Raw genomic sequence first — 20,128 nt, 5'->3', positions numbered from 1 at the left:
GATGACCACGATCGACACCCCCGGCCAGCCGCCCCCGCACAAGGACCCGAGCACCATCGCCGCCCAGCCCCGACCCGCCACCGGCAGCAGCTCCAGCAGCCGCCGCAGTGAGTCCGCGCGCCTGGCCGTGCTGAACGCGGCCGACGACCTCCTGGTGGAGCAGGGCTTCGAAGGTCTCACGATCGAGGGCATCGCCGCTGCGGCCGGGGTCGCCAAGCAGACCATCTACCGCTGGTGGAAGTCCAAGGTCGACATCCTGTTCGACAATCTCGTCCTGGACGCCTCCACCGCACTGGCCTGGCCCGACTCCCCGTCGACCCCCGCCGACCTGCGCGCCTACGTCCACCGGTTCGCCGCCTTCCTCGGCGAGGCGCCGGCCGGCCGGGTCCTTCAGGCCCTCCTCGGCCACGCCCAACTCGACTCCCGTACGGCCGACCTGCTGCACGGTGGCTTCCTGGACGAGTTGCGCGCCCGCGACGTCGCCCACACCCGTGCCTGCCTGGACCCCGCGGGGGACGACCCCGACGAGCGGGCCGCCCTGCTGCTCGACGCCCTGCTCGCCCCGCTCTACCACCGGGCCCTGGTCCTGCGCCGCCCTCTCGACACCGCGTTCGTCGACGCGCTGCTCGACCGGCACCTTCCGCGCTGACCTTCCACGCCCTCACCAACTCCCTTCACTCCGGCCCGTGTTCACCTCCGGGCCCGTTCAGGAGTCACCATGCTCAACCGCACCCGCCCGACCTACGACGTCCGGGTCGCCGCCGTCACGCCGCTCACCTCGGCGCTCACCCGGATCACCTTCACCGGCCCCACCCTGAGCGACCTCCCCATCGAACACCCCACCCAGTGGGTCAAGTTGGCGATCCCCGAAGGCCACTCCCGGGCCTACACCATCCGCCACCACCGACCGGCGGACCGCGAGGTGGACATCGACCTCGTGCTCCACGACAACGGCCCGCTCGCCCGCTGGGCCGCCGTCGCCCGCCCCGGCGACCGGGCGCAGCTGGCCGGACCGCGTGGTCGCCGCCCCTCCTTCGAAGGGGCCGAACACGTCCTCCTCGCCGCCGACGAGAGTGCCCTGCCCGCCGCGCTCACCATCGTCGAGGACCTTCCGCCGGGGATCCCGGTCTCCCTCTTCGTCGAGATCGGTGACCCCGGGAACGACCTTCCCCTCCCCGCCCGACCCGGCCTCACCGGTCACTGGCTCGTCCGGCGCCCGGAGCAGACCAAGGGCAGCCTGCTCGCCGACACCCTGCTCGCCACCGACATCCCCGCCGGCACCGCCGCCTGGCTGGCCGGCGAGGCCCACGCCGTCGCCGTCGTCCGCCGCCACCTGCTGACGGACTGGTCGCTTCCGCGCGAGCGCGTCCACAGCAAGGGCTACTGGAAGCACGGCGAGTCCGACCACAAGGGCTGACGTCCGCCGGGCACCGGAGGGCCCGCCCGGCGCGCGGGACCCGGCGCGAGGGACCAGGCGCGCGGAGGTCAGCGCGTGGGGCTCGGTGCGGGGGTCAGCCCCGTACAGCCGCGCAGGCCGTCGCGCCGCTTGAGGGCGGCGGTCGCCGCGGCGCCGGACTGCGGGACGGGTACGCCCTTGTCGTCGATGGTCGCCGGCGCGAACGCCTCGCCGAGCACCTTCCCGGTCGGGCTGACCGTCAGCGTCGTCACGCCGGTCTCGTTGGAGTTGGCGTAGTTGGACGTGCCGTACCAGAGGAAGTTGCCGAAGCCGTACCCGACGTAGGTGGCGCCGAGCATTCCGGAGCCGAGCATGGTGTGCGCGTGGGTGCCGACCACGGCCGTGGCGCCGGCGGTGGCGAGCTTCCGGGCGATGGTGGTCTGGGCGTTGGTCGGACAGGCCTTGCCCTCGTCGCCCCAGTGCAGGTAGACGAGCACCACCGGCGCCTGCTTCTTCGCCGTCTCGACCGCCTTGACCAGCGCGGCGGCGTCCAGCGCCGAGGCGATGCCGGGTTTGTTGGCGCCGGCGCGCCACTTCTGGTTGGTGAGGTCCTCGACCTGGCTGGCCGCGACCACCGCGACCTTCACCCCGCGCACGGTGGACACGTACGGGGCGTACGCCTCCTGCGCGTTGCGGCCGAAGCCGACGATCGGGACCGGCGAGGAGTCCTGGGCGGCGAGGGTGTCGGTGAGGCCCTCGGCGCCGAAGTCCACGGCGTGGTTGTTGGCGAGGGAGATCACGTCGACGCCCGAGCCCTTCAGCGCGGTGAGCGCCTTGGGGGAGGTGCGGAAGGTGTAGGTCTTGGCCTCGGGGGCACCGCGTTCGGTGATCGCGGTCTCCAGGTTGAGCACGGCCAGGTCGGCGGCCGAGAGCGTCCTGGCGATGGGGCCGAGCGCCGTCTCGGGCGCCTTCACGCCCAACCGGGCCTCGGTGCGGCCCTCGAAGTGCACGTCGCCGGCGAAGGCCACCGTGATGCTGCCGTCGGGGCGGGGAGCCGCGTCGGCGCCGTCGGAGGAGGTCGGGTCGTCCGGAGTGCCGGACGCCTCCGGGGCCGCCTTCGCCGCCTCGGCCGCCGCACTCGCGGCCTTGGCCTCCTTGGCCGCCTTGACGGTGGCCGGGTCGGGGTCGTCCGGTCCGCAGGCGGCGACGGGTATCAGCCCGAGCAGCAGTGCGACGGCGGCCGCGGCACGGCGCATGTGTTCCCCCCGTGGGTCGGTCCAAGAGCGCGGTCAGCCTACGCCACTCCCCCACTCCCCCTCCGCCACGCCTCCACGAGCCGCGCCCGCCCGCCGCCCGGTGTCCGCCACCGCCCCGCCCCACCCGTGCGACCGACGGGACGGGTGGGGCGGACGGGGTGGACGGGACTCGCGGAACGGCTGCGGCGGGGCGGGGCGGTGGCGGGCTCCTCCCGGCTCAGGCCAGGTCGAGCAACTGCTCGTAGAACCCGCCGAACCCGCGCTCCCGGTCGACCAGATGGAGTTCCAGGATCCAGTGGCAGACCCGGCCGGCCCGGTCGGTGCGGCGCAGCGGGGTGTCGTTCTCCGGCGTGATGTAGGACTCGGCCCTGGCACCCTCGTTGGTCTCGTGCGGGAACTCGCCGACGAGGTGGCCGGCGTGCCAGATGCCAGGGCGCTCCGCGCGGGCACCCGTGGCGCCGCGGGCCGGGCACGGGGGTGCCATGCTGATACCCGGCGGCCCGCACGGCCGGGGGCTGCCCGGCCGGCGAGCAAGGGCCGCCGGACAGGCACGGACCGACAAGCAAGGGCAGACAGGCAACGGCCGACAGACGACGGCCGGCAGCTGACGAGTTTCGGATGACGGATAACAGATGACGGATTCTGTCCGACCACACCCGGGCGGCACCGAGCCCGGCCACGCCCCCGCGCCGGCCTCCCCCGAGTCCGACTTCACCCCCGCCCAGCGCGCCCGCGGCCGGGCGCTGCGCCGCGCCGGGCTCCCGTGGGCGCTGGGCGGACGGCTCACCGGCCTGGCGCTGACCCTCGCGCTCGGGCTGACCCCCGCCGGGGCCGGGCTCGTGACGGCGGTGGGCGGCTGGTTCGGCGGCTCCCGTACGGCGGAGGTGCTGGCCGGAGCGGGTGCGCTGGTGCTCCTCGGCCGGGCGGCCCAGCTGCCGTTCGGGGCGGGCGCCCGGTCGGTGCGGACCCGGTTCGGCCTGGTGACCCAGGGCTGGGCCGGCTGGGCCGCGGACCTGGCGCGCGGCCTCGCCCTGACCCTCGCCCTGGTCCTGCCGACGGCCTTCGGCCTGTACGCGCTCACCGACCGGTCGCCGGAGCACTGGTGGGTGCCGGCCGCGGGCGCGGCCGCGCTGCTGACGGCGGCGCTCTCCTTCCTCTACCCCCTCCTCGTCGAGCCGGTGTTCAACCGGTTCACCCCGATGGAGCCGGGCCCGCTGCGCGAGGCGCTGCTGACTCTCGCCGAGCGGGACGGCGTCCGCGTGCGGGACGTCCTGGTGGCGGACGCGTCGCGCCGGACGACGGCGCTGAACGCCTACGTCTCGGGACTCGGCGCGACGCGGCGGATCGTCGTGTACGACACGCTGCTGTCCACCGCCGAGCCGCGCGAGGTGGAGCTGGTGGTGGCGCACGAGCTGGGGCACGTGAAGCACCGGGACGTGCTGACCGGCACGGTGCTGGGCGCCGTGGGGGCGGCGGTCGTGGTGGCACTGCTGGGCCTGGCCCTCGACCGGGGCCCGCTGCTGTCGGCCGCGGGCGCCGCGGACGCGGCCGACCCCCGTTCGCTGCCGCTGCTGGCGGCGTGCGCGGCGCTGCTGGGCGCGCTGTCCGGCCCGGTGCAGTGTGCGGTGAGCCGCCGCGTCGAGGTCCGGGCCGACCGGCACGCCCTCGAACTCACTTCGGACGCCGAGCAATTCATCGCGATGCAGCGCAGACTGGCCCTGACCAACGTGTCCGACGTCGACCCGCCCCGGGTGCTCGAACTACTGTTCGCCACTCACCCGAGCGCAACGCGCCGGATCGCGGCCGCCCGAGCCTGGCAGGCACGTCGCACCGCACACAAACTCGTTGTATAGTGCAACAAATATCGGAAGCCGAGGAGGTGGGTCCACCATGCCCGACCGCGAGACGTCGATCGACACCATCCAGCGCGAGCTGACCGCCTTCGCCCGCCGGGCCCGCCACAAGGCCTCGCAGCTGCATCCGGACCTCTCCCTGGTCACGTACAGCATCCTGGACCTCATCACGGAGCGCGGCGGCTGCCGGGCCGCGGACGTCGCCGCGCACTTCATGCTCGACAAGTCCACCGTCAGCCGCCAGGTCACCGCGCTGGAGAAACTCGGCCTGCTGCGCCGGGAGACCGACCCCGAGGACCAGCGCGGCCAGATCCTGCGCGCCACCGACGCCGGCCTGACCCTGCTGCGCGAGGCCAACGAGCACCGGCGGGTCTCCTTCTCCGCCCGCTTCACCGACTGGTCGGACGAGGACGTCGCCCGGTTCTCCGCGTACCTGGCCCGCTACGGCGCCGAGGACTGACCGGCCGGCCGCGCCGGGACGACGGTCACCGAACGAGGCGGCCGGCGAGGCGGCCGACCCGCCCCCCCTCAGCGACTCGGCGATCGGCGATCGGCGGCTCAGCGGCTCAGCGGCTCAGCGGCTCAGCGGCTCAGCGGCTCAGCCGACCGTGAGGACGATCTTGCCGCGGACGTGGCCGCCCTCGCTCTCGCGCTGCGCCTCGGCCGCCTCCGCCAGCGGGTAGACCCGGTGCAACGGCAGGACCAGCCCGTCCCCCTCGAACAGGGCGAGCGCACCCGCCAGGGCCGGCCCCTGGTAGTCGGCCGGCTCGGTGCCGCCGGTGAACCGCACGCCGTGCTCGGCGGCGCCCTGCCAGTCGGCGATGGCCAGCACGTTCTCCGGTCCGCCCGCCAGCTCGACGGAGAGCGGCAGGACGCCGCCGAGGCCCGCCGCGTCCAGGACCCGGTCCACACCCTCCGGGGCGGCGGCCCGCACCCGCCCGGCCAGACCGTCCCCGTAGACGACCGGGACGGCGCCCAGATCGCGCAGGTGCGGGTGGTTGGCCTCGCTCGCGGTGCCGATCACCCGGATCCCGCGCTGCCGGGCGAACTGCAGCAGGATCGTGCCGACCCCGCCCGCCGCACCGTGCACCAGCAGCGTCCCGCCCGGCTCGACGGCCAGCAGGTCGAGCGAGCGCCACGCGGTCTCGGCGGCCACCGGGATCGCCGCGGCCTGCTCCCAGCCCAGCCCGGCGGGCTTGCGGGCCAGCTTGTCGGCCGCCGCCAGCACGTGCTCCGCGTAGCCGCCGCCGTGGACCGCGCCGAACACCTCGTCACCGACCTGCCACGCGGTGACGTCCTCGCCCACCGCCTCCACGACGCCCGCCACCTCGTAGCCGGTGACGGCGGGGAAGGCGACCGGGAAGAACTCGGTGATCGAGCCCGAACGCACCTTGTGGTCCAGCGGGTTCACGCCTGCGGCGCGGACGGCGATCCGCACCTGGCCGGCGCCGGGCGCGGGCACCTCGATCTCGATCGGGCGCAGCACGTCGAGGCCGCCGTACTCGGCGAAGCCGATGGCCTTGGTCGGAAGGGTGCCGGGATCGGCGTCGGTCATGGGGATTCCACCGTTCTCTCGTCTGTCTCTGCCGGGGCCTCGGTGTCGGGTGCGGCGCCGAGGTGACGGTCCCAGCCTGTCCGTGGTGGAGGCGATCCCCCGCCGGTCGTTCGGCCGGTTCGGCCTGGCCGTTCGGCCAGGCTGCGCCGGGCGGGCCCGGTCTACGCTGGACGGCATGGTGGAACAGGCACGCGCAACGGGCCGGGCCCGGACGGCGGCACCGGTCCGAACGGCCGAGACCCGGTCGACGAACCCCGCCCGGACGATGGACCGGGCCCCCGGCGGCGAGCGGGCCGCGTGGTCCTGGGACCGGCCGGAGGGCGCGCTGGCCCGGGTCGTCGAGGTGCTGCGCACGCCCCGGCCGGCGATCATGCCGAGGCTCTCGGAGGTGACCGCCGACCTCGTCCCGCACGTCGCGCTCGCCCAGCTCAGCGGCGTCTGCACCTACTCACCGGCCAGCGCCTTCGGCCCCGAGGAACTGTCCACCCGGATCACCAGCCCGGAGCTGGCCCGGGTCGCCGAGGCGGTGCCGCCGGGCCGGCCGTGGCAGGGTGAGGCCGTCCTGGCCGGGCGGTCGCGGCCGGCGGTCGCGGTGGCGTCGGCACCGGCCGGCAGCAACGGCGCGCTGCTGGTACTGGTGCGGGCGACCGCCGGGCCCCTCGCCCCGCTGCCCGAGCTGCCGCTCGCCCTGCTCCAGCAGCTCTGGGAGCTGGTGACCACGCACTCCCACCACCGGGCCATCGACGCCGCCCCCGCGCATGCCGCCGCTTCCCGCGCCTCGGCCGCCGCCAGGGCCCGCGCGATCGCCGAACTGAGCGGTGCGCACGCCTCCGCGCTCTCGGCGATCCTCGCGCCGCTGCGCGCCGCCGCCCTGGACGACGCCACCGCCCGGCGCAGTGCCACCGACCTGGCCGTCACCGCCCTGCTCGACCTGCGCGGGGCCGCCGACCTCGACCGCGAGCTGAGCGAGGAGCCCGCGGCCACCGCGTTCGCCCGACTCGCCGACGTGCTGAGGCCGTTGCTCCGGCACAGTCCGGTCCGGCTGGACCTGCTGGCGCCGACGGCCGGCGACCGGTCCGTCCCCGCCGACACCGCGCACACCGCGCGGGCGGCCGTCCGCTCCACCGTGCTGGCCATGCTGGAGCAGGACGGTCTGGGCCGCCTGCACGTGAGTTGGCAGTTCGTGGACGGCACGCTGCGCGCCGTCGTCCGGGACGACGGCCCGGGGCTGCTCACCCCCGACGCGCTCGCCGTCCACCGCACCGCCGACCGGATCGCCGCCCTGGCGGGCCGGTTGACGGTCGACGCCGTCCCCGGCTGGGGCACGACGGTCACCGTCGACCTGCCGCTGAACGTGGCGGCGGCCCCGGTCACCTCGGTGGATCCCCTGGAGGGCCTTCAGCCGCGGGAGTTGGAGGTCCTCGACCAGCTCGCCCAGGGCCGCCGCAACCGGGAGATCGCCCAGGCCCTGCACATCAGCGAGTCGACGGTGAAGTTCCACGTGGCCAACATCCTGGCCAAGCTGGACGTCAGCTCCCGCGGCGAGGCCGCCGCCCTCGCCCACCGCGCCGGGCTGTCCTCGACCCCGCCGTCCCTCCACGCCGCGTCCTGAGCGGCCGGCCCGGCACCGGACCCACCTGCCCGCCGCGCCCCGCGTGCCCGGGGGCCGCGGGGCCCGAGGGGGTCAGGACCGCTCGACGGCGGCCTTGATGCGGCGGCCGAAGTCGGGGGCGTCCTTGCGGGCCGCGCGCAGCGCCGGGGCCACCAGGAGTTTGCCGAGCCCGTGGCCGTCCAGCTCGTTGAAGATCCGGACCCGGGTGCCGCCGCCCGGGAGCGGTTCGAGGTCGTAGCCGCCCTCGGCGGTGATCAGGTTCTTGCTCTGCTCGGTCCAGCGGATCGTGTGCGGCGGCTCCAGCGCGGTGATGCGGAACTCCCGGGAGGTCTTCACCCCGGCGTCCTTCACCGTGCTGCGGAAGACCGTCCCGACGGCGGTCGGGCCGTCCGGGGTCTTCTCGATCGACTGGACCCGGGGGCTGAACTCCGGGTCGTTGCGGCCGTCGGCCAGGTAGGCGAAGACGTGCTCCACCGGCCGGTCGACCTCGACGCTGGTGTCGAACATTCCGGACATGCCGGCTCCTCGCGGGGTGCGGTCGGGCACTGCGGTGCTGCGGGTACTGCGGTGCTGCGGGTACTGCGGTCGGGCACTGCGGTGCTGCGGGCACCGCGGTACGGCGGCACCGCGGTACGGCGCGGCCAGGATTTCAGAGAGCCGCCCACCCCGCCTCCCGGGCGCCGGGTCCGGCGGTGCCGCCGGAAGCGCCGGAGCGGAGCAGCCGGGCGGCGGGACGGGGCCGGGGCAGTCCTCTGCGGATCGGCTGTCACATTCCGGCGGGCTGCTCCGTCCCCTTGGCGACGGCGACCGGAAGCGGCCGCCCGGCACCCGGAGGGGCACAGGACATGGCGCAGCACATCACGGTCGTCGGCGGCGGTTTCGGCGGACTGACGGCGGCGATCTCGGCGGCCGAGGCGGGGGCTGCGGTCACCCTGCACGAGGCGCACGGAACGCTCGGCGGGCGGGCCCGGACGGCGCAGGCGCCGTACCGGACCAACGAGGGCCCGCACGCGTTCTACCGCCGGGGGCCGCACTGGACGTGGCTGCGGCAGCGCGGGCTGGTCGGGCCACTGGCCCGGATCCCGGCGGCGGAGGCCCTGCGGATGCGCTACCACCGGGACGGCGGGCTGCACCGTCTGCCGCCGGTCGGGCTCACGCGGCTGGCGCGTCGGCGCGGGGCCCCGGTGGGCCGGACCTTCCTGGGCTGGGCGAGCGAGGTGGCGGGTGAGCGGACCGCGCGGGCGGCGGCGAACTTCGTGGCCGTCGCCACGTTCCACCACGACCCCGGGCTGCTGTCGGCGGCGTTCGTCCAGGAGCGGCTCCGCCGGTCCGCGAGCCTCCTGCCGGAGGCGCGGTACCCGGTGGGCGGCTGGCAGTCGGTGATCGACCGGATGGCGGCGCGGGCCCGCGAGCTGGGTGTGCGGATCGAGACGGGCGCCCGGGTGGACGACCTTCCGGTCGGGGGCGGCCCGGTGATCGTGGCGACCTCCCTGGACTCGGCGCGGCGGCTGCTGGGCGACGACGGCCTGGTCTGGCACAGCGGTCGGACGCTGTTGCTCGACCTGGCGGTGCGGTCGCGGCGCGGCGACGCGTTCTTCGTCTCGGACCTGGACGGCCCGGGGTGGGTGGAGCGGTTCACCGCACAGGACGGGAGTCTGGCGCCTGCCGGGGAGGAGCTGATCCAGGCCCAGTTCCCGCTCGCCCCGGGCGGGCGGAAGGAGGACGGGACCGCCCGGGCCGAACGGCTGCTGGACCTGGGCTTCCCCGGCTGGCGCGAGCGCGTGGTGTGGCGGCGCACGGCGGTGGCCGGCGGCCGGACCGGCGCGGTGGACCTGCCCGGTACCTGCTGGCGCGACCGCCCGGCCGTCGACCGGGGCGACGGCGTGTACCTGGTGGGCGACCAGGTGGCGGCGCCGGGCGTACTGAGCGAGGTCTCGTTCACCAGCGCGCTGGAGGCCGTCTCGCTGGCCGTCGCGCAGCGCCCGGCGAGCCGGGTCTCCCGCTGAGGGTGCCAGGGCGTGCACGGGACGGGCGGGTGGCGGCGCGGACGGCCCTGGCGCAGGTCTTCGGCCCGGGCGGCCCGGGCTGCCCGGGCTGCCCGAAAACGGTGTGCGCCGCCTCCGGGCACCACCCTCGACGCGCCCGACGAGGCGTGGATGGCCCTGAGCCTGGACGCCGAGCGCCACCCGCTGCCGTCCGGAACGGCCCGCTGGGCCGCGCCGTTCGGCATCGCGTAGCGGAACGCCGCCGCCCCGGTGCGGCTTCCCCTCCAGATTGCTGGGATGGAAGCCGTGCCGGGGTGCACCCGAGGATTCCGGTAGTCAGTTCGGGACCGTTCCCCCTACCGGAGGGATCTCCGCATGACCATCACGTCTCCCGCCCCCAAGCGTCGGCGGGCCGTCTTCACCACGGGCCTCACCACGGGTTTCGCCGCGGTCCTCGCGGTCACGGGCCTCGGGCTCGGCGCGGCGCCCGCCCACGCCACCCCGCCGCCCGGGGCCACCTGCAACCCCAACATCGAGAGCGTCTGGGACGACATCACCTCCGCCACGATCACCCCGGTGATCACGGAGTTCACCTCGTTCAACATCACGCCCGGGACGACCGGGCAGCAGACGCAGCGCCTCAGCGTCCTGAACACGGTCACCACGAAGATCAACAACACCGCGGACTTCAGCGCCGGTTACAAGTCCACCCTGTCCGAGGTCGGCGTCAAGGTCGGGTTCCAGGTCGCCAACGAGCGCACCAGCACCCGGACGACGGAGCTGAGCCGGGTCGTCAACCTGAACGCGCCCGGCTACTACGGGATCTACCGGGGCGTCCTGCGGGTCGACGGCGAGTGGTCGCGGTACCTGTGCGCCCGGTCCGGCGCGGCCTCGGGCTACTGGATCAACGCGAGCCAGACGGGCACGGGCCAGTACACGACCTTCAACTTCCCGGAGGAGGGCACGGTCTCCTGCCCGTCGCCCGAGCCCGCCGGCACCGTCCGGGCCGCGGCCCGCAAGGAGCTGTGCAAGTGACGACCCGCAGGTACGACCAGGAGGGGAAGAGCATGACGAAGCGCAGGAGCGGGGCCGCCCGCCGCCTCGGTGCCGTCCTCGGCGCGGCCGTCACCGTCGGCGCGCTGCTGACGGTCGGGGCGCCGGCCGCGTCGGCCGACCCGATGGACGGCTACAGCTGCGAGGGCGGCGGGTACCGGATCCTCACCCCGCACACGTACGGCGGTGAGCGGATGGTGCTCCAGGTCTCGCAGGAGCGGGGCGAGCACGGCTCGATCATCCAGGCCCCGTGGGACGGGGAGGCCGTCCAGCAGTGGCAGCTCTGCAGCCGGCCCGACCCCGACCACCCCGGCAGCAGGTTCTACAAGCTCAAGGACCACGCGCGCTGGTGGTGCCTGGCCGTCGACCAGGGGTACGAGGGCGACGGCGCCTGGCTCCTCACCGAGGGGTGCAGCACGGCCACGCGGCAGGTGTTCTGGAGCAAGCCGGTCCCGGGCACCGACCTGGTCGCGCTCCAGGCCCAGCACAGCAGCAGCTGGGTGGCCGTCCAGGGCGGGTGGTGGGCGGCGCACGCCGTCCAGATGCAGTTCCAGGCCGACCTGTTCACGCTGCACAAGGTCTGGTAGCCGGAACGGGACGGGGGAGGTCCTCCCGGCGCCGGGCAGCGGCCGGGAGGACCTCCGGACGGGTCAGAGCACCCGCCGCTCCTCGGGGACGACCGCCGAGGGGGTGCCGCCGGTCAGCTTCAGCAGGTCGTCGTACGTCATCGGGACGACGGTGTGCGGGTGGCCCGCGGCGGCCCACAGCACCTCGTGGCCGGCGAGGTCGGTGTCGACGACGGTCCGCAGCGGGGCGGGGTGGCCGACGGGGGCGACGCCCCCGATGGCCTGGCCGGTGGCCTCGCGGACCTGCTCGGCGCCCGCCCGGGTGATCGGTCCGGTGCCCAGCCGCCTGGCCAGGTACTCGGTGTCGACGCGGTGGGCGCCACTGGTCATGACCAGCAGGGGCGCGCCGTCGCAGGTGAACACCAGGCTGTTGGCGATGGCGCCGACCTCGCAGCCGAGGGCGGCGGCGGCCTCGGCGGCGGTACGGGCGGAGTCGGGCAGGACCCGGATCTCGCCGGGCAGACCGGCCGCCGCGAGGGCGTCGGCGACCGCCTGACTGCGGGCGGGGAGGGAGGACGTCATCGCGCCGTCCTGCCGGACGCCCGCGGAACGCGCCCGGCCGCGCCCGACGGCGCTGAGGACGGCCCGGACCCCGGCGGTCAGGACGGAGGAGTCCCGTCCGACGCCCCAGACCACCTCGCCCCCGGCACCGCCGGTGTCCCCCGCGTCGTCCGTGCCGTCGGCGCTGCCACCGCCCCCGATCCTGGCCTCCACGTACGCGACGGCGTCGCTGTCGGGGCCGGTGCGGACGGCGTGCTCGGTGAACCGGAGGATGTCGACGGGGTGCCCGGCCGCACGGAGCGCCGCGGACACCGCGTCCAGCGGCCCGTTGCCCTCGCCCCGGAACGCCGTGCCGTCGAGGGTGACCTCGGCCCAGTGCGCGCCGCCGGCCGTCTCCCCCGTGCGCCACGACGCGTCGACGGCGGCGTCCAGGTAGGTGGCCCGGAAGAGCGCGTAGAGCTCGTCGGCGGTGACCTCGCGCCCGCTGTCGTCCGTCGACTCCTGGACCACGCGCGAGAACTCGATCTGGAGGCGGCGCGGCAGGTCGAGGCCGTGCCCGGCCTGGAGCAGGTAGGCGATGCCGCCCTTGCCGGACTGGCTGTTGACCCGGATCACGGCCTCGTAGTCGCGGCCGAGGTCGGCCGGGTCGATCGGCAGGTAGGGGACGTCCCACGGGGCCAGGCCGGGCGGGACGCCCAGGCCGGCGGCGGTCGCGGCGTGGTGGGCGAAGCCCTTCTTGATGGCGTCCTGGTGGGTGCCGGAGAAGGCGGTGTGGACGAGGTCGCCGACGTAGGGGTGGCGTTCGTGGACGGGCAGCCGGTTGCAGTGCTCGACGGTGCGCCGGATCTCGTCGATGTCGGAGAAGTCGACCATCGGGTCGACGCCCTGCGTGTACAGGTTCAGCGCGAGGGTCGACAGATCGACGTTCCCGGTCCGTTCGCCGTTGCCGAAGAGGCAGCCCTCGACCCGCTGGGCGCCGGCCAGGACGGCCAGTTCCGCGCAGGCGACGCCGGTGCCCCGGTCGTTGTGCGGGTGGACGGAGAGGATCACCGAGTCCCGGCGGGCCAGGTGCCGGTGCAGGTACTCGATCTGGTCGGCGTAGACGTTGGGGGTGGCGATCTCGACGGTGGCGGGCAGGTTGTGGACGACCGGGCGGTCGGGGCTCGCGTCCCAGAGCGCGGTGAGGCCGTCGCAGAGCTCCAGGACGTAGTCCGGCTCGGTGAGGTTGAACACCTCGGGCGAGAACTGGAACCGCAGGCCGGGCCGGTCGCCGGCCCGCCGGGCCATGTGCTCGGCGGCTCCGGTGACCAGCGCCCGGACCTCCTCGCGGCTGCGGCCGAGGACGACGTCCCGCCAGACGGGGGCGGTCGCGGTGTAGAGGTGGACGACGACCCGGGGCAGCCCCTCGACGGACTCGAAGGTGCGGTCGATGAGGTCGGCGCGGGCGGCGGTGAAGACGACGACGGTGACGTCCTCGGGCACCGCACCCGGCGTGGTGGCGAGGCGGCGGACGAAGTCGAAGTCGGTCCGGCTGGCGGAGGGGTAGCCGACCTCGATCTCCTTGAAGCCCATGGCCAGGAACAGGTCGAACATCCGCTGCTTGCGCGCCGGGTCCATCGGCTCGGCGAGCGCCTGGTTGCCGTCCCGCAGGTCGACGGGCACCCAGAGCGGGGCCCGCTCGATCCGCCGCGACGGCCACGCGCGGGCGGTGGCCTCGGGCAGCGGTACGCGCCGGTGGGCGGGGCGGTAGCGGTGGAACGGCATCGCACTGCCGCGCTGCGGGTTCCAGGCGGGGGCGGCGGCCGGGACGGGGCCGGCGGGGGTGCGGAGGGTGGGGAACTGCGGAGCGGTGCCTGGGGCGGTCACGGGGGGTCCTTCGCTGCGCGGTTTCCGCGCGGTCGGTACCGGACGACGACCGGCAGCACGGCACCCCGCAGCGGGGTGCCGGTCCGGTCAGACCCCGCTGCGGCCACCGAGAAGGAGACTCCACGACTGCATAGCGGGTACCGTAACCACGATCCGCCGCCTCGGACAACTCGGTTCCGCAGAACGGACATCGGGCCGCGCGCCGCTGCCGGGCGCCCGCACCGGGGCCCGGCCGGAGCACGTCGGACGTCGTCGGAGGTCGGGTCGGAGGGCAGGTCGGAGGCGCGATCGGGCACATCCCGGACGGATTCGGGGCACGGCCGCGGACACGGCCGCGGCACCTCCGGGGGCGGGCCGCAGGGACCGTCCGGCGCCCGGCCGGGACGTTAACCGCACACTGACGCCATGTTAAGGACGTGTGTGCACGTCGTCCGAAGATCGAACGCGCTTTCACTCCTAACACACCGTATGACTAGTATCGCCTCGTCAAAAGACCGTGCCCCGGACGGCCCGGCCCTCACGGACCGGCCGCCAGCCCCAAGGAGACAGTTCTGCGCGCGCGTGCGAATCGGCGGCCCCCGACGCCGAAGGCCCCCCGCAGGCGTCCGCGCCTGTCACTGCGGACGGCACTGCTCGTCCTCGCCCTCGTCCCGAGTCTCGCCCTGGCCGCCCTCTGGGCCGTCACCAGCGGCGTGACCTTCTTCGACTTCCAACGCCAGGCGGCCCAGGGACTGCTGGCGCAGAAGGCGGGACAGCCCTCCAACATCGTCTACTACAACCTCCAGGAGGAGCGCCGGCTCAGTGCCGAGGCGCTCGCCCGGCCCGGCAGCGTCACGGACCAGCTGAAGCGCCAGCGGCAGCTGACCGACGAGGCCGTCACGAAGTTCCAGGCGCTCTCCGGCGAGACCGCCGACAGCGCGCCCACCGACGTCCGCAACGCGGTCGCCGAGGCGCGCCGCGCGCTCGGCAGGCTGGCCGAGCAGCGGTCCGCCGTCGACCGGTCCGCCGTCGACCAGCAGACCGTCTACGCGTACTACACGGACCTGATCGCCGTCGACCTCCGGCTGTTCACCGCGCTCAGCCACGTGGCCAACGGCGAGGTCACCTGGATCTCCAAGACCCTGGTCAACGCGTTCTGGGCCAAGGAGATGCTGGCCCGCGAGGACGCCATCCTGGCCCGCGGCTGGCCCTCCGGGAAGCTCAGCACCGCCGACTACCAGCTGCTCCAGCAGGCCATCGGCGCCCAGGACCACCTGTTCACCGTGCAGGTCGTCCCGTACGTGCCGGCCGACGAGCAGGGTGCCTGGCAGCAGCTCGCCAACAGCCCCGCCTGGCAGGCCAAGGCCACCGTCGAGCAGGCGCTGATCCGGCCCGCCACCGTCGACGCCGGCGGCAGCGTCAAGCTCCCGCAGCTCCAGGACCAGTGGCGACAGGCCCTCGACCAGGTCAACCCGGCGCTGGTGAAGGCCATCGAGACGCGCACCGAGGGCGTCGTCGAGGTCGGCAAGGGCTCGATCATCTCGCTGCTCACCCGGGTCGCGCTGACCGCCGTGATCGGCCTGTTCGCGGTCGTCGCGGTGGTCCTCACCAGCTGGCGGCTCACCCGCTCGCTGCGCCGCCGGATCAAGGAGCTCCAGAGCCAGGCCCAGGAGCTGGAGCGGACCCTGCCCGAGGTGGTGGAGCGGCTCTCGCAGGGCGAGCAGGTCGACGTCGAGGCGGAGAGCCGGGCCATCACGGCCGGACCGCACTCCAACGGCACCGACGAGCTGGCGCAGCTCGGCCAGGCGCTCAACCTGGCCCGCACCTCCGCGCTGGAGACGTCCGTCCGCCAGGCCGAGCAGTACCGCGGCTTCGAGCGGCTGCTCCAGCGGATCGCACGCCGTACCCAGCTGCTGATCGGCCAGCAGCTGCGCAAGCTCGACGAGCTGGAGCGCAAGCACGAGGACCCGGAGGTGCTGGAGGGGCTGTTCGACCTCGACCACCTCACCGCGCGCCTGCGCCGCTACGAGGAGAACCTGGTCATCCTGGCCGGCGGCCAGCCGCAGCGGAAGTGGCGCAAGCCCGTCCCGCTGCTGGACGTGCTCCGCTCCGCCCAGGGCGAGGTGCAGGACTACCGCCGGATCATGCTGGACGTCGAGGGCCACCCGTGGCTCTCGGAGCGCGCCGTCGGACCGGTGGCCCACGTGGTCGCCGAGCTGATGGAGAACGCGGCGACCTTCTCGAAGCCGCCCACGCCGGTCGACGTGCGGGCGGCCGTCGTCGGACGCGGCCTCGCCATCGAGATCGAGGACCGCGGGCTCGGCATGGACCCGGACCAGTACGACGCGGCCAACGCGCTGATGACCAGCCCGCCGCGGATGGACGTGCTGGCCCGCGCCGACGACATCCGGCTCGGCTTCTACGTGGTCGCCCGGCTCGCGGCGAGCACCGGCATCAGGGTGGAGTTCCGGCCGTCGGCCTTCGGCGGCACCCGGGTGGTCGTGCTCGTCCCCGGCGAACTCGTCATCGACGGGGACGCCGACCTGCCGGACGCCGTGCCGGTCGAGCCGATCCCGCTCGCCCGCCGCCAGCGCGGCGCGCACGGCAACGCGGTGCTGGCCTCGGTGACCGAGATGCCCGCTCTGTCGACCGCACCGACCGTGCCGACCGCTGGACCGGTGGTCCTGGTCGACGAGGACGAGGAGGGGCGCGCGGCCATCGAGGCGGCGTTCGGCGACAGCGTCGACACCGTGACCACGGCCCCCACCGCCGCCGGCCCCTCCGACGGCCCCGGCGAGGCCGCCCCCGCCGACCAGGGTGCCTTCCCCCAGGCGGGCGGCTACCCGGAGCAGGGCGGCTACCCCGAGGGCCGCGGCTACTCCGGTGGCAAGACGTTGACCGACGACGACGTCCCCCCGGACACCGACTGGTTCACCGGCAACCCCCGGCCGGAGCCCGCCGAGGCGTTCGCGCTCGTCGAGTACGTGACGCCCGCGGAGGCGGAGCAGCCCGTCGAGCACGGTTCGCCCGGCTACCAGGCACCCGCGTACGGCGGACCCGGCTACGACGGCACCCCGGCCCACGGCAGCCCCGCCCACGCCGGTGCCCCGGAGGCCGCGCTCCCGCCGTACGACGCCCCCGCGTACCCCGACATCGCCTACGCGACGGTGACGCCCGCCGAGGCGCCGTACGCCGACGAGCAGTACCGGCCCGCCGACCACTACCGGCTCGCGGAGCGCCGGGAGCGGCGCGAGTACGACTCCGCGATCCCGCTCAGCGCCCCGGAGACCGGCCAGCCGCCGCTCCCGCAGCGCGTCCGGCAGGCCAGCCTCGCCGCCGAGCTGCGGGTCCCGCCGCAGCCCCGGGCCGACCACGGCGCCACCGCCGGCGGGCAGGCCGACGCCCCCGGGCTCGTCGGGCAGGGTGGGCAGGACGGTGCGGCGGGGCCCTTCCAGCGTCCGCCCCGCCGGTCGGGCGCGACCATCGGCGCCTTCCAGCGCCAGTCCCGCGCCGCGCGCGGCCAGGGGCCGGACCCGGACGGCACGGGTCCCGAGCACCCCGACTCCCCGGCACCCCCCGCCCACGCCGGCCCCCCGACTCCCGCGCCGGGCCCGTCCCCCTGGGCCCTCCCCGCCGCGGACCCCCGAACCACGAGGACGGAAGACCAGTGATGAACCGTACGATCGCCACCCACCAGGACCTGGACTGGCTGCTGGACGGACTCGTCGACTCGGTGGCCGGGACCAGAAGCGCCGTCCTGCTCTCCGACGACGGCCTGGTCGTCAGTCACTCGCGGACCATCGAGCGGTCGGACGCCGAGCGGCTGGCCGCCGTCGCCACCGGCCAGCAGAGCCTGGCCCGCGGCGTCGGCCAGCTCTTCGACGGCGGTCCGGTGCACCAGGTGATCGTCGAGCTGGCCGAGGTCTGGCTGTTCATCATCGCCGCCGCCCAGGGCACCCACCTGGCCGTGGTCGCCTCCCAGGAGGTGGACGCCGAGGTCATGTCGGTGGCCATGCACACCCTGGTGCAGCAGGTGGGCCAGAAGATGAGCACCCCGGCCCGCAACGAGTTCGACGCCTTCGCGGCCCGGAACCGGGGCTGAGACGCCGGTGCGCCCCCACTGGAGCGAGCCCGACGAGGACGACGACGAGGACTACGGCGCGGGCACGATGGTGCGCCCCTACACCATCACCCGCGGCCGGGTCGCGCCCGAGCGCGACGACCTCACCCTGATCACCCTGCTCACCACCGTCGACGACCCGGCGGCCGAGGCGCTGGCCCGGGGCTCCCGGTCCGGGCCGCGCTCGCTGCAGCCGGAGCACCGGATGATCCTGGAGCGCTGCCGCCGTCCGGCCGCCGTCGCCGAGGTGTCGGCCGGCCTCAACCTGCCGGTCTCGGTCACCAAGATCCTGCTGGGCGATCTCATCTCGCAGGGCCTGCTGCTGGCCCGGCCGCCGCTCTCGGTGGCCCGGGTCAGCGGGGGCGTGGACCTCGGACTGCTGACGGCCGTACGCGAAGGACTCCGGAGACTCTGAACCATGGCACCGACCGCACCCCTCCCCTCCCCCGGACCGCACGCAGCGGGGCCGAACCGCCTGGCCGCCGGGGGCCCGGCCTCCCACGGCCCGACGACGGCCCCCGCCGCCGTCAAGATCCTGATCGCCGGCGGCTTCGGCGTCGGCAAGACCACCCTGGTCGGCTCGGTCAGTGAGGTCGCGCCGCTGCGCACCGAGGAGCTGCTGACCCGCGCCAGCGTCGGTGTCGACGACCTGTCGGGCATCGACAGCAAGGAGACCACCACCGTCGCCCTGGACTTCGGCCGGATCACGGTCAATCCGGAGCTGGTGGTCTACCTGTTCGGCACGCCCGGCCAGGAACGGTTCTGGTTCATGTGGAACGACCTGGTGAACGGCGCGCTCGGCGGGATCGTCATCGCCGACACCCGCCGGCTGGACACCAGCTTCGCCTCGATCGACTTCTTCGAGAGCCGGGGCATCCCGTTCGTGGTGGCGATCAACTGCTTCCACGCCCACAACACCCGCGGCCCGGAGGAGATCCGGGCCGCCCTGGACCTGGACCCGCAGGTGCCGATGCTGCTCGGCGACGTGCGGGAGCGGACCTACGGGCGGGACCTGCTGCTGGCCCTGGTCGACCATCTGATGGACCTCTCGACGGCCGCAGCGGTCGGCTGAAACGTTTCTTCGCCCGCCGGCCCCTTCCCCGGCCGCCGGGCTCCCCCCTCCCCTCCCGCTTCCCCTTCCGCTTGGAGAACCCGTCATGACCCCACCCCTGCGCGTACTCGTCCACGGCGGCGGCATCGGCGGCCTGACCGCGGCCACCGCCCTCGCCCGGCGCGGCCACCGGGTCGACGTCGTCGAGCTGCGCGACGAACTGGAGGCGCTGGGCGTCGGCATCATCCAGCCGTCCAACGCGCTGCACGTGATGCGTGAGATCGGCGTGCTGGAGCAGTGCGTCAAGGCCGGCTTCGAGTGGGAGGTGCTGACCATCTGCGACCCGGCCGGCGTCACCGTCGCGAAGATCCCGCAGCCCCGGATGGGCGACGCGCCCTCCAACAACGGCATCCCGCGGCCGGTCCTGGCCCAGGTGCTCAACGAGGCCGCCACCGCCGCCGGCGCGAGCATCCGGTTCGGCACCACGATCACCGAACTCGTCGACGAGGGCGAGGAGGTGGCGGTCACCCTGTCCGACGGGCAGAGCAGCCGCTACGACCTGGTGGTCGGCTTCGACGGCATCGGCTCGCCGCTGCGCCGGCACCTGTACGGCGAGACCTACGCGCCCGAGTACACCGGCTTCGCCAACTGGCGCGTCACGCTGCCGCGTTCGCCCGAGGTGCAGGGCGTCGTGATGTCCGCCGGCAACCTCAAGGCCAAGGCGCTGCTCACCCCGATCAGCGAGGACCTGATGTACCTGGGCTCGGTGTTCGCCGAGCCCGAGGGCTTCCGGCCGGACCCGGAGCTGGCCCACGAGCAGCTGCGCGAGCGGCTGGCCGGCTTCGGCGGCCCGATCGCCGAGGCGCTGGCGCAGGTCGTCGACCCGGCGACCGTGGTGTACACCCGGATCTCCCAGGTGACGGTCGAGGAGCCGTGGCACGTCGGCCGGGTGGTGCTGGCCGGCGACGCCGCGCACGCCTCCACCCCGCACCTGGCCCAGGGCGCGGCGATGGCCGTCGAGGACGCGCTGGTGCTCGCCCAGAGCCTGGACGCCGCCGAGACCGTGCCCGCCGCGCTGGCCGCCTGGGAGGAGCGCCGCCGGCCGCGCGCGATGTGGGTGCAGGCGCTGTCCCGGGCCATCCTCAAGCAGGAGACCGGCACGCCGACCACCGCGGAGGAGGACGAGCTGCTGAAGGTCGGCATCCCGGGCGCCGCGCACGTCCTCGTCCAGCCGTACTGAGCGTTCCCCCGGTTGTGACCGGCCCGGGCCCGGCG

The 20,128-nt window shown here is 74.9% G+C and carries 17 protein-coding genes and 2 pseudogenes; 13 read left to right on the top strand and 6 right to left on the bottom strand.

Annotation, left to right across the window (positions count from 1 at the left end; genetic code table 11):
• Nucleotide 1: 1 nt before the first annotated feature.
• Complete coding sequence (locus tag ACFWOG_RS06685; RefSeq protein ID WP_380355433.1) at nt 2-649, top strand: TetR/AcrR family transcriptional regulator; 648 nt, start codon at nt 2-4, stop codon at nt 647-649.
• A gap of 69 nt (nt 650-718) precedes the next feature.
• The gene (locus ACFWOG_RS06680; RefSeq protein ID WP_380355430.1) at nt 719-1,417 is read left to right on the top strand and encodes a siderophore-interacting protein; all 699 of its coding nucleotides are present in this window, start codon (nt 719-721) and stop codon (nt 1,415-1,417) included.
• Between the two features lie 68 nt (nt 1,418-1,485).
• On the opposite strand, the gene ACFWOG_RS06675 is transcribed toward ACFWOG_RS06680, so the two are convergent.
• Together ACFWOG_RS06675 and ACFWOG_RS06670 are read right to left on the bottom strand one after the other, a co-directional pair.
• On the bottom strand, nt 1,486-2,652 hold the full coding sequence (locus ACFWOG_RS06675) for a CapA family protein (protein WP_329950871.1): 1,167 nt from the start codon (nt 2,650-2,652) through the stop codon (nt 1,486-1,488).
• Nucleotides 2,653-2,869: 217 nt separating this feature from the next.
• A pseudogene (locus tag ACFWOG_RS06670) lies at nt 2,870-3,082 on the bottom strand (aminopeptidase); the annotation flags it as partial.
• Nucleotides 3,083-3,284: 202 nt separating this feature from the next.
• Here ACFWOG_RS06670 and ACFWOG_RS06665 point away from each other — a divergent pair.
• Together ACFWOG_RS06665 and ACFWOG_RS06660 are read left to right on the top strand one after the other, a co-directional pair.
• A complete protein-coding gene (locus tag ACFWOG_RS06665) occupies nt 3,285-4,505 on the top strand; it encodes a M48 family metalloprotease (protein ID WP_380355427.1) in 1,221 nt (406 codons plus the stop codon).
• A gap of 37 nt (nt 4,506-4,542) precedes the next feature.
• Nucleotides 4,543-4,965 carry a MarR family transcriptional regulator gene (locus ACFWOG_RS06660; RefSeq protein ID WP_329878265.1) on the top strand — a complete coding sequence of 141 codons (423 nt, stop codon included), beginning with the start codon at nt 4,543-4,545 and terminating at the stop codon, nt 4,963-4,965.
• A gap of 138 nt (nt 4,966-5,103) precedes the next feature.
• Here the strand turns inward: ACFWOG_RS06660 and ACFWOG_RS06655 are convergent, their stop codons facing one another.
• The gene (locus ACFWOG_RS06655; protein ID WP_380355425.1) at nt 5,104-6,060 is read right to left on the bottom strand and encodes a zinc-binding alcohol dehydrogenase family protein; all 957 of its coding nucleotides are present in this window, start codon (nt 6,058-6,060) and stop codon (nt 5,104-5,106) included.
• 175 nt (nt 6,061-6,235) lie between these two features.
• Between ACFWOG_RS06655 and ACFWOG_RS06650 the strand changes: the two genes are divergently transcribed.
• Nucleotides 6,236-7,672, top strand: coding sequence for a LuxR C-terminal-related transcriptional regulator (locus ACFWOG_RS06650; protein WP_380355422.1), 1,437 nt, complete (start codon nt 6,236-6,238; stop codon nt 7,670-7,672).
• A gap of 72 nt (nt 7,673-7,744) precedes the next feature.
• Here ACFWOG_RS06650 and ACFWOG_RS06645 read toward each other — a convergent pair whose 3' ends face one another.
• Complete coding sequence (locus tag ACFWOG_RS06645) at nt 7,745-8,188, bottom strand: SRPBCC family protein (protein ID WP_329878272.1); 444 nt, start codon at nt 8,186-8,188, stop codon at nt 7,745-7,747.
• A 329-nt stretch (nt 8,189-8,517) separates the two neighbouring features.
• Between ACFWOG_RS06645 and ACFWOG_RS06640 the strand changes: the two genes are divergently transcribed.
• The 3 genes from ACFWOG_RS06640 to ACFWOG_RS06630 all read left to right on the top strand — a co-directional run bounded on the left by ACFWOG_RS06640 (nt 8,518) and on the right by ACFWOG_RS06630 (nt 11,297).
• Nucleotides 8,518-9,678, top strand: a complete 1,161-nt coding sequence (locus ACFWOG_RS06640) for an NAD(P)-binding protein (RefSeq protein ID WP_329950876.1) — start codon at nt 8,518-8,520, stop codon at nt 9,676-9,678.
• 354 nt (nt 9,679-10,032) lie between these two features.
• Nucleotides 10,033-10,692, top strand: a complete 660-nt coding sequence (locus ACFWOG_RS06635) for a hypothetical protein (RefSeq protein ID WP_329950877.1) — start codon at nt 10,033-10,035, stop codon at nt 10,690-10,692.
• The gene (locus ACFWOG_RS06630) at nt 10,689-11,297 is read left to right on the top strand and encodes an RICIN domain-containing protein (protein ID WP_380355419.1); all 609 of its coding nucleotides are present in this window, start codon (nt 10,689-10,691) and stop codon (nt 11,295-11,297) included. Before ACFWOG_RS06635 ends, ACFWOG_RS06630 begins: the two co-directional genes overlap by 4 nt.
• 63 nt (nt 11,298-11,360) lie before the next feature.
• Here the strand turns inward: ACFWOG_RS06630 and ACFWOG_RS06625 are convergent, their stop codons facing one another.
• Nucleotides 11,361-11,858 (bottom strand): YbaK/EbsC family protein, encoded by a 498-nt coding sequence (locus ACFWOG_RS06625; protein WP_355401503.1) that lies wholly within the window; start codon nt 11,856-11,858, stop codon nt 11,361-11,363.
• A 36-nt stretch (nt 11,859-11,894) separates the two neighbouring features.
• Nucleotides 11,895-13,601: pseudogene (locus ACFWOG_RS06620) on the bottom strand (2-isopropylmalate synthase); the annotation flags it as partial.
• A gap of 794 nt (nt 13,602-14,395) precedes the next feature.
• Here ACFWOG_RS06620 and ACFWOG_RS06615 point away from each other — a divergent pair.
• From ACFWOG_RS06615 to ACFWOG_RS06595, 5 genes are all read left to right on the top strand, one after another.
• Nucleotides 14,396-17,353, top strand: a complete 2,958-nt coding sequence (locus ACFWOG_RS06615; protein ID WP_380355418.1) for a nitrate- and nitrite sensing domain-containing protein — start codon at nt 14,396-14,398, stop codon at nt 17,351-17,353.
• Nucleotides 17,353-17,784 carry a roadblock/LC7 domain-containing protein gene (locus ACFWOG_RS06610; protein ID WP_329878284.1) on the top strand — a complete coding sequence of 144 codons (432 nt, stop codon included), beginning with the start codon at nt 17,353-17,355 and terminating at the stop codon, nt 17,782-17,784. Before ACFWOG_RS06615 ends, ACFWOG_RS06610 begins: the two co-directional genes overlap by 1 nt.
• Before the next feature lie 7 nt (nt 17,785-17,791).
• Nucleotides 17,792-18,217 (top strand): DUF742 domain-containing protein, encoded by a 426-nt coding sequence (locus ACFWOG_RS06605; protein ID WP_380355415.1) that lies wholly within the window; start codon nt 17,792-17,794, stop codon nt 18,215-18,217.
• Nucleotides 18,218-18,220: 3 nt separating this feature from the next.
• Complete coding sequence (locus ACFWOG_RS06600; RefSeq protein WP_329878286.1) at nt 18,221-18,874, top strand: ATP/GTP-binding protein; 654 nt, start codon at nt 18,221-18,223, stop codon at nt 18,872-18,874.
• 85 nt (nt 18,875-18,959) lie between these two features.
• The gene (locus ACFWOG_RS06595; protein ID WP_380355412.1) at nt 18,960-20,093 is read left to right on the top strand and encodes an FAD-dependent monooxygenase; all 1,134 of its coding nucleotides are present in this window, start codon (nt 18,960-18,962) and stop codon (nt 20,091-20,093) included.
• Nucleotides 20,094-20,128: the final 35 nt, after the last annotated feature.

It is taken from the genome of Kitasatospora sp. NPDC058406, assembly GCF_042722765.1.
In the GTDB taxonomy this organism is placed as follows: domain Bacteria; phylum Actinomycetota; class Actinomycetes; order Streptomycetales; family Streptomycetaceae; genus Kitasatospora.
Note: the sequence above shows the minus strand (reverse complement) of the source record. Positions and strands in the feature narration are given on the sequence as shown.

What these genes read in the sequence shown, in the direction of transcription:
- ACFWOG_RS06660 (WP_329878265.1), top strand. Translation starts at nt 4,543, where the DNA reads ATGCCCGACCGCGAGACGTCGATCGACACCATCCAGCGCGAGCTGACC.
- ACFWOG_RS06610 (WP_329878284.1), top strand. Translation starts at nt 17,353, where the DNA reads ATGAACCGTACGATCGCCACCCACCAGGACCTGGACTGGCTGCTGGAC.
- ACFWOG_RS06640 (WP_329950876.1), top strand. Translation starts at nt 8,518, where the DNA reads ATGGCGCAGCACATCACGGTCGTCGGCGGCGGTTTCGGCGGACTGACG.
- ACFWOG_RS06680 (WP_380355430.1), top strand. Translation starts at nt 719, where the DNA reads ATGCTCAACCGCACCCGCCCGACCTACGACGTCCGGGTCGCCGCCGTC.
- ACFWOG_RS06665 (WP_380355427.1), top strand. Translation starts at nt 3,285, where the DNA reads ATGACGGATTCTGTCCGACCACACCCGGGCGGCACCGAGCCCGGCCAC.
- ACFWOG_RS06600 (WP_329878286.1), top strand. Translation starts at nt 18,221, where the DNA reads ATGGCACCGACCGCACCCCTCCCCTCCCCCGGACCGCACGCAGCGGGG.
- ACFWOG_RS06645 (WP_329878272.1), bottom strand. Translation starts at nt 8,188, where the DNA reads ATGTCCGGAATGTTCGACACCAGCGTCGAGGTCGACCGGCCGGTGGAG.
- ACFWOG_RS06625 (WP_355401503.1), bottom strand. Translation starts at nt 11,858, where the DNA reads ATGACGTCCTCCCTCCCCGCCCGCAGTCAGGCGGTCGCCGACGCCCTC.
- ACFWOG_RS06635 (WP_329950877.1), top strand. Translation starts at nt 10,033, where the DNA reads ATGACCATCACGTCTCCCGCCCCCAAGCGTCGGCGGGCCGTCTTCACC.
- ACFWOG_RS06675 (WP_329950871.1), bottom strand. Translation starts at nt 2,652, where the DNA reads ATGCGCCGTGCCGCGGCCGCCGTCGCACTGCTGCTCGGGCTGATACCC.
- ACFWOG_RS06655 (WP_380355425.1), bottom strand. Translation starts at nt 6,060, where the DNA reads ATGACCGACGCCGATCCCGGCACCCTTCCGACCAAGGCCATCGGCTTC.
- ACFWOG_RS06685 (WP_380355433.1), top strand. Translation starts at nt 2, where the DNA reads ATGACCACGATCGACACCCCCGGCCAGCCGCCCCCGCACAAGGACCCG.
- ACFWOG_RS06595 (WP_380355412.1), top strand. Translation starts at nt 18,960, where the DNA reads ATGACCCCACCCCTGCGCGTACTCGTCCACGGCGGCGGCATCGGCGGC.
- ACFWOG_RS06650 (WP_380355422.1), top strand. Translation starts at nt 6,236, where the DNA reads ATGGTGGAACAGGCACGCGCAACGGGCCGGGCCCGGACGGCGGCACCG.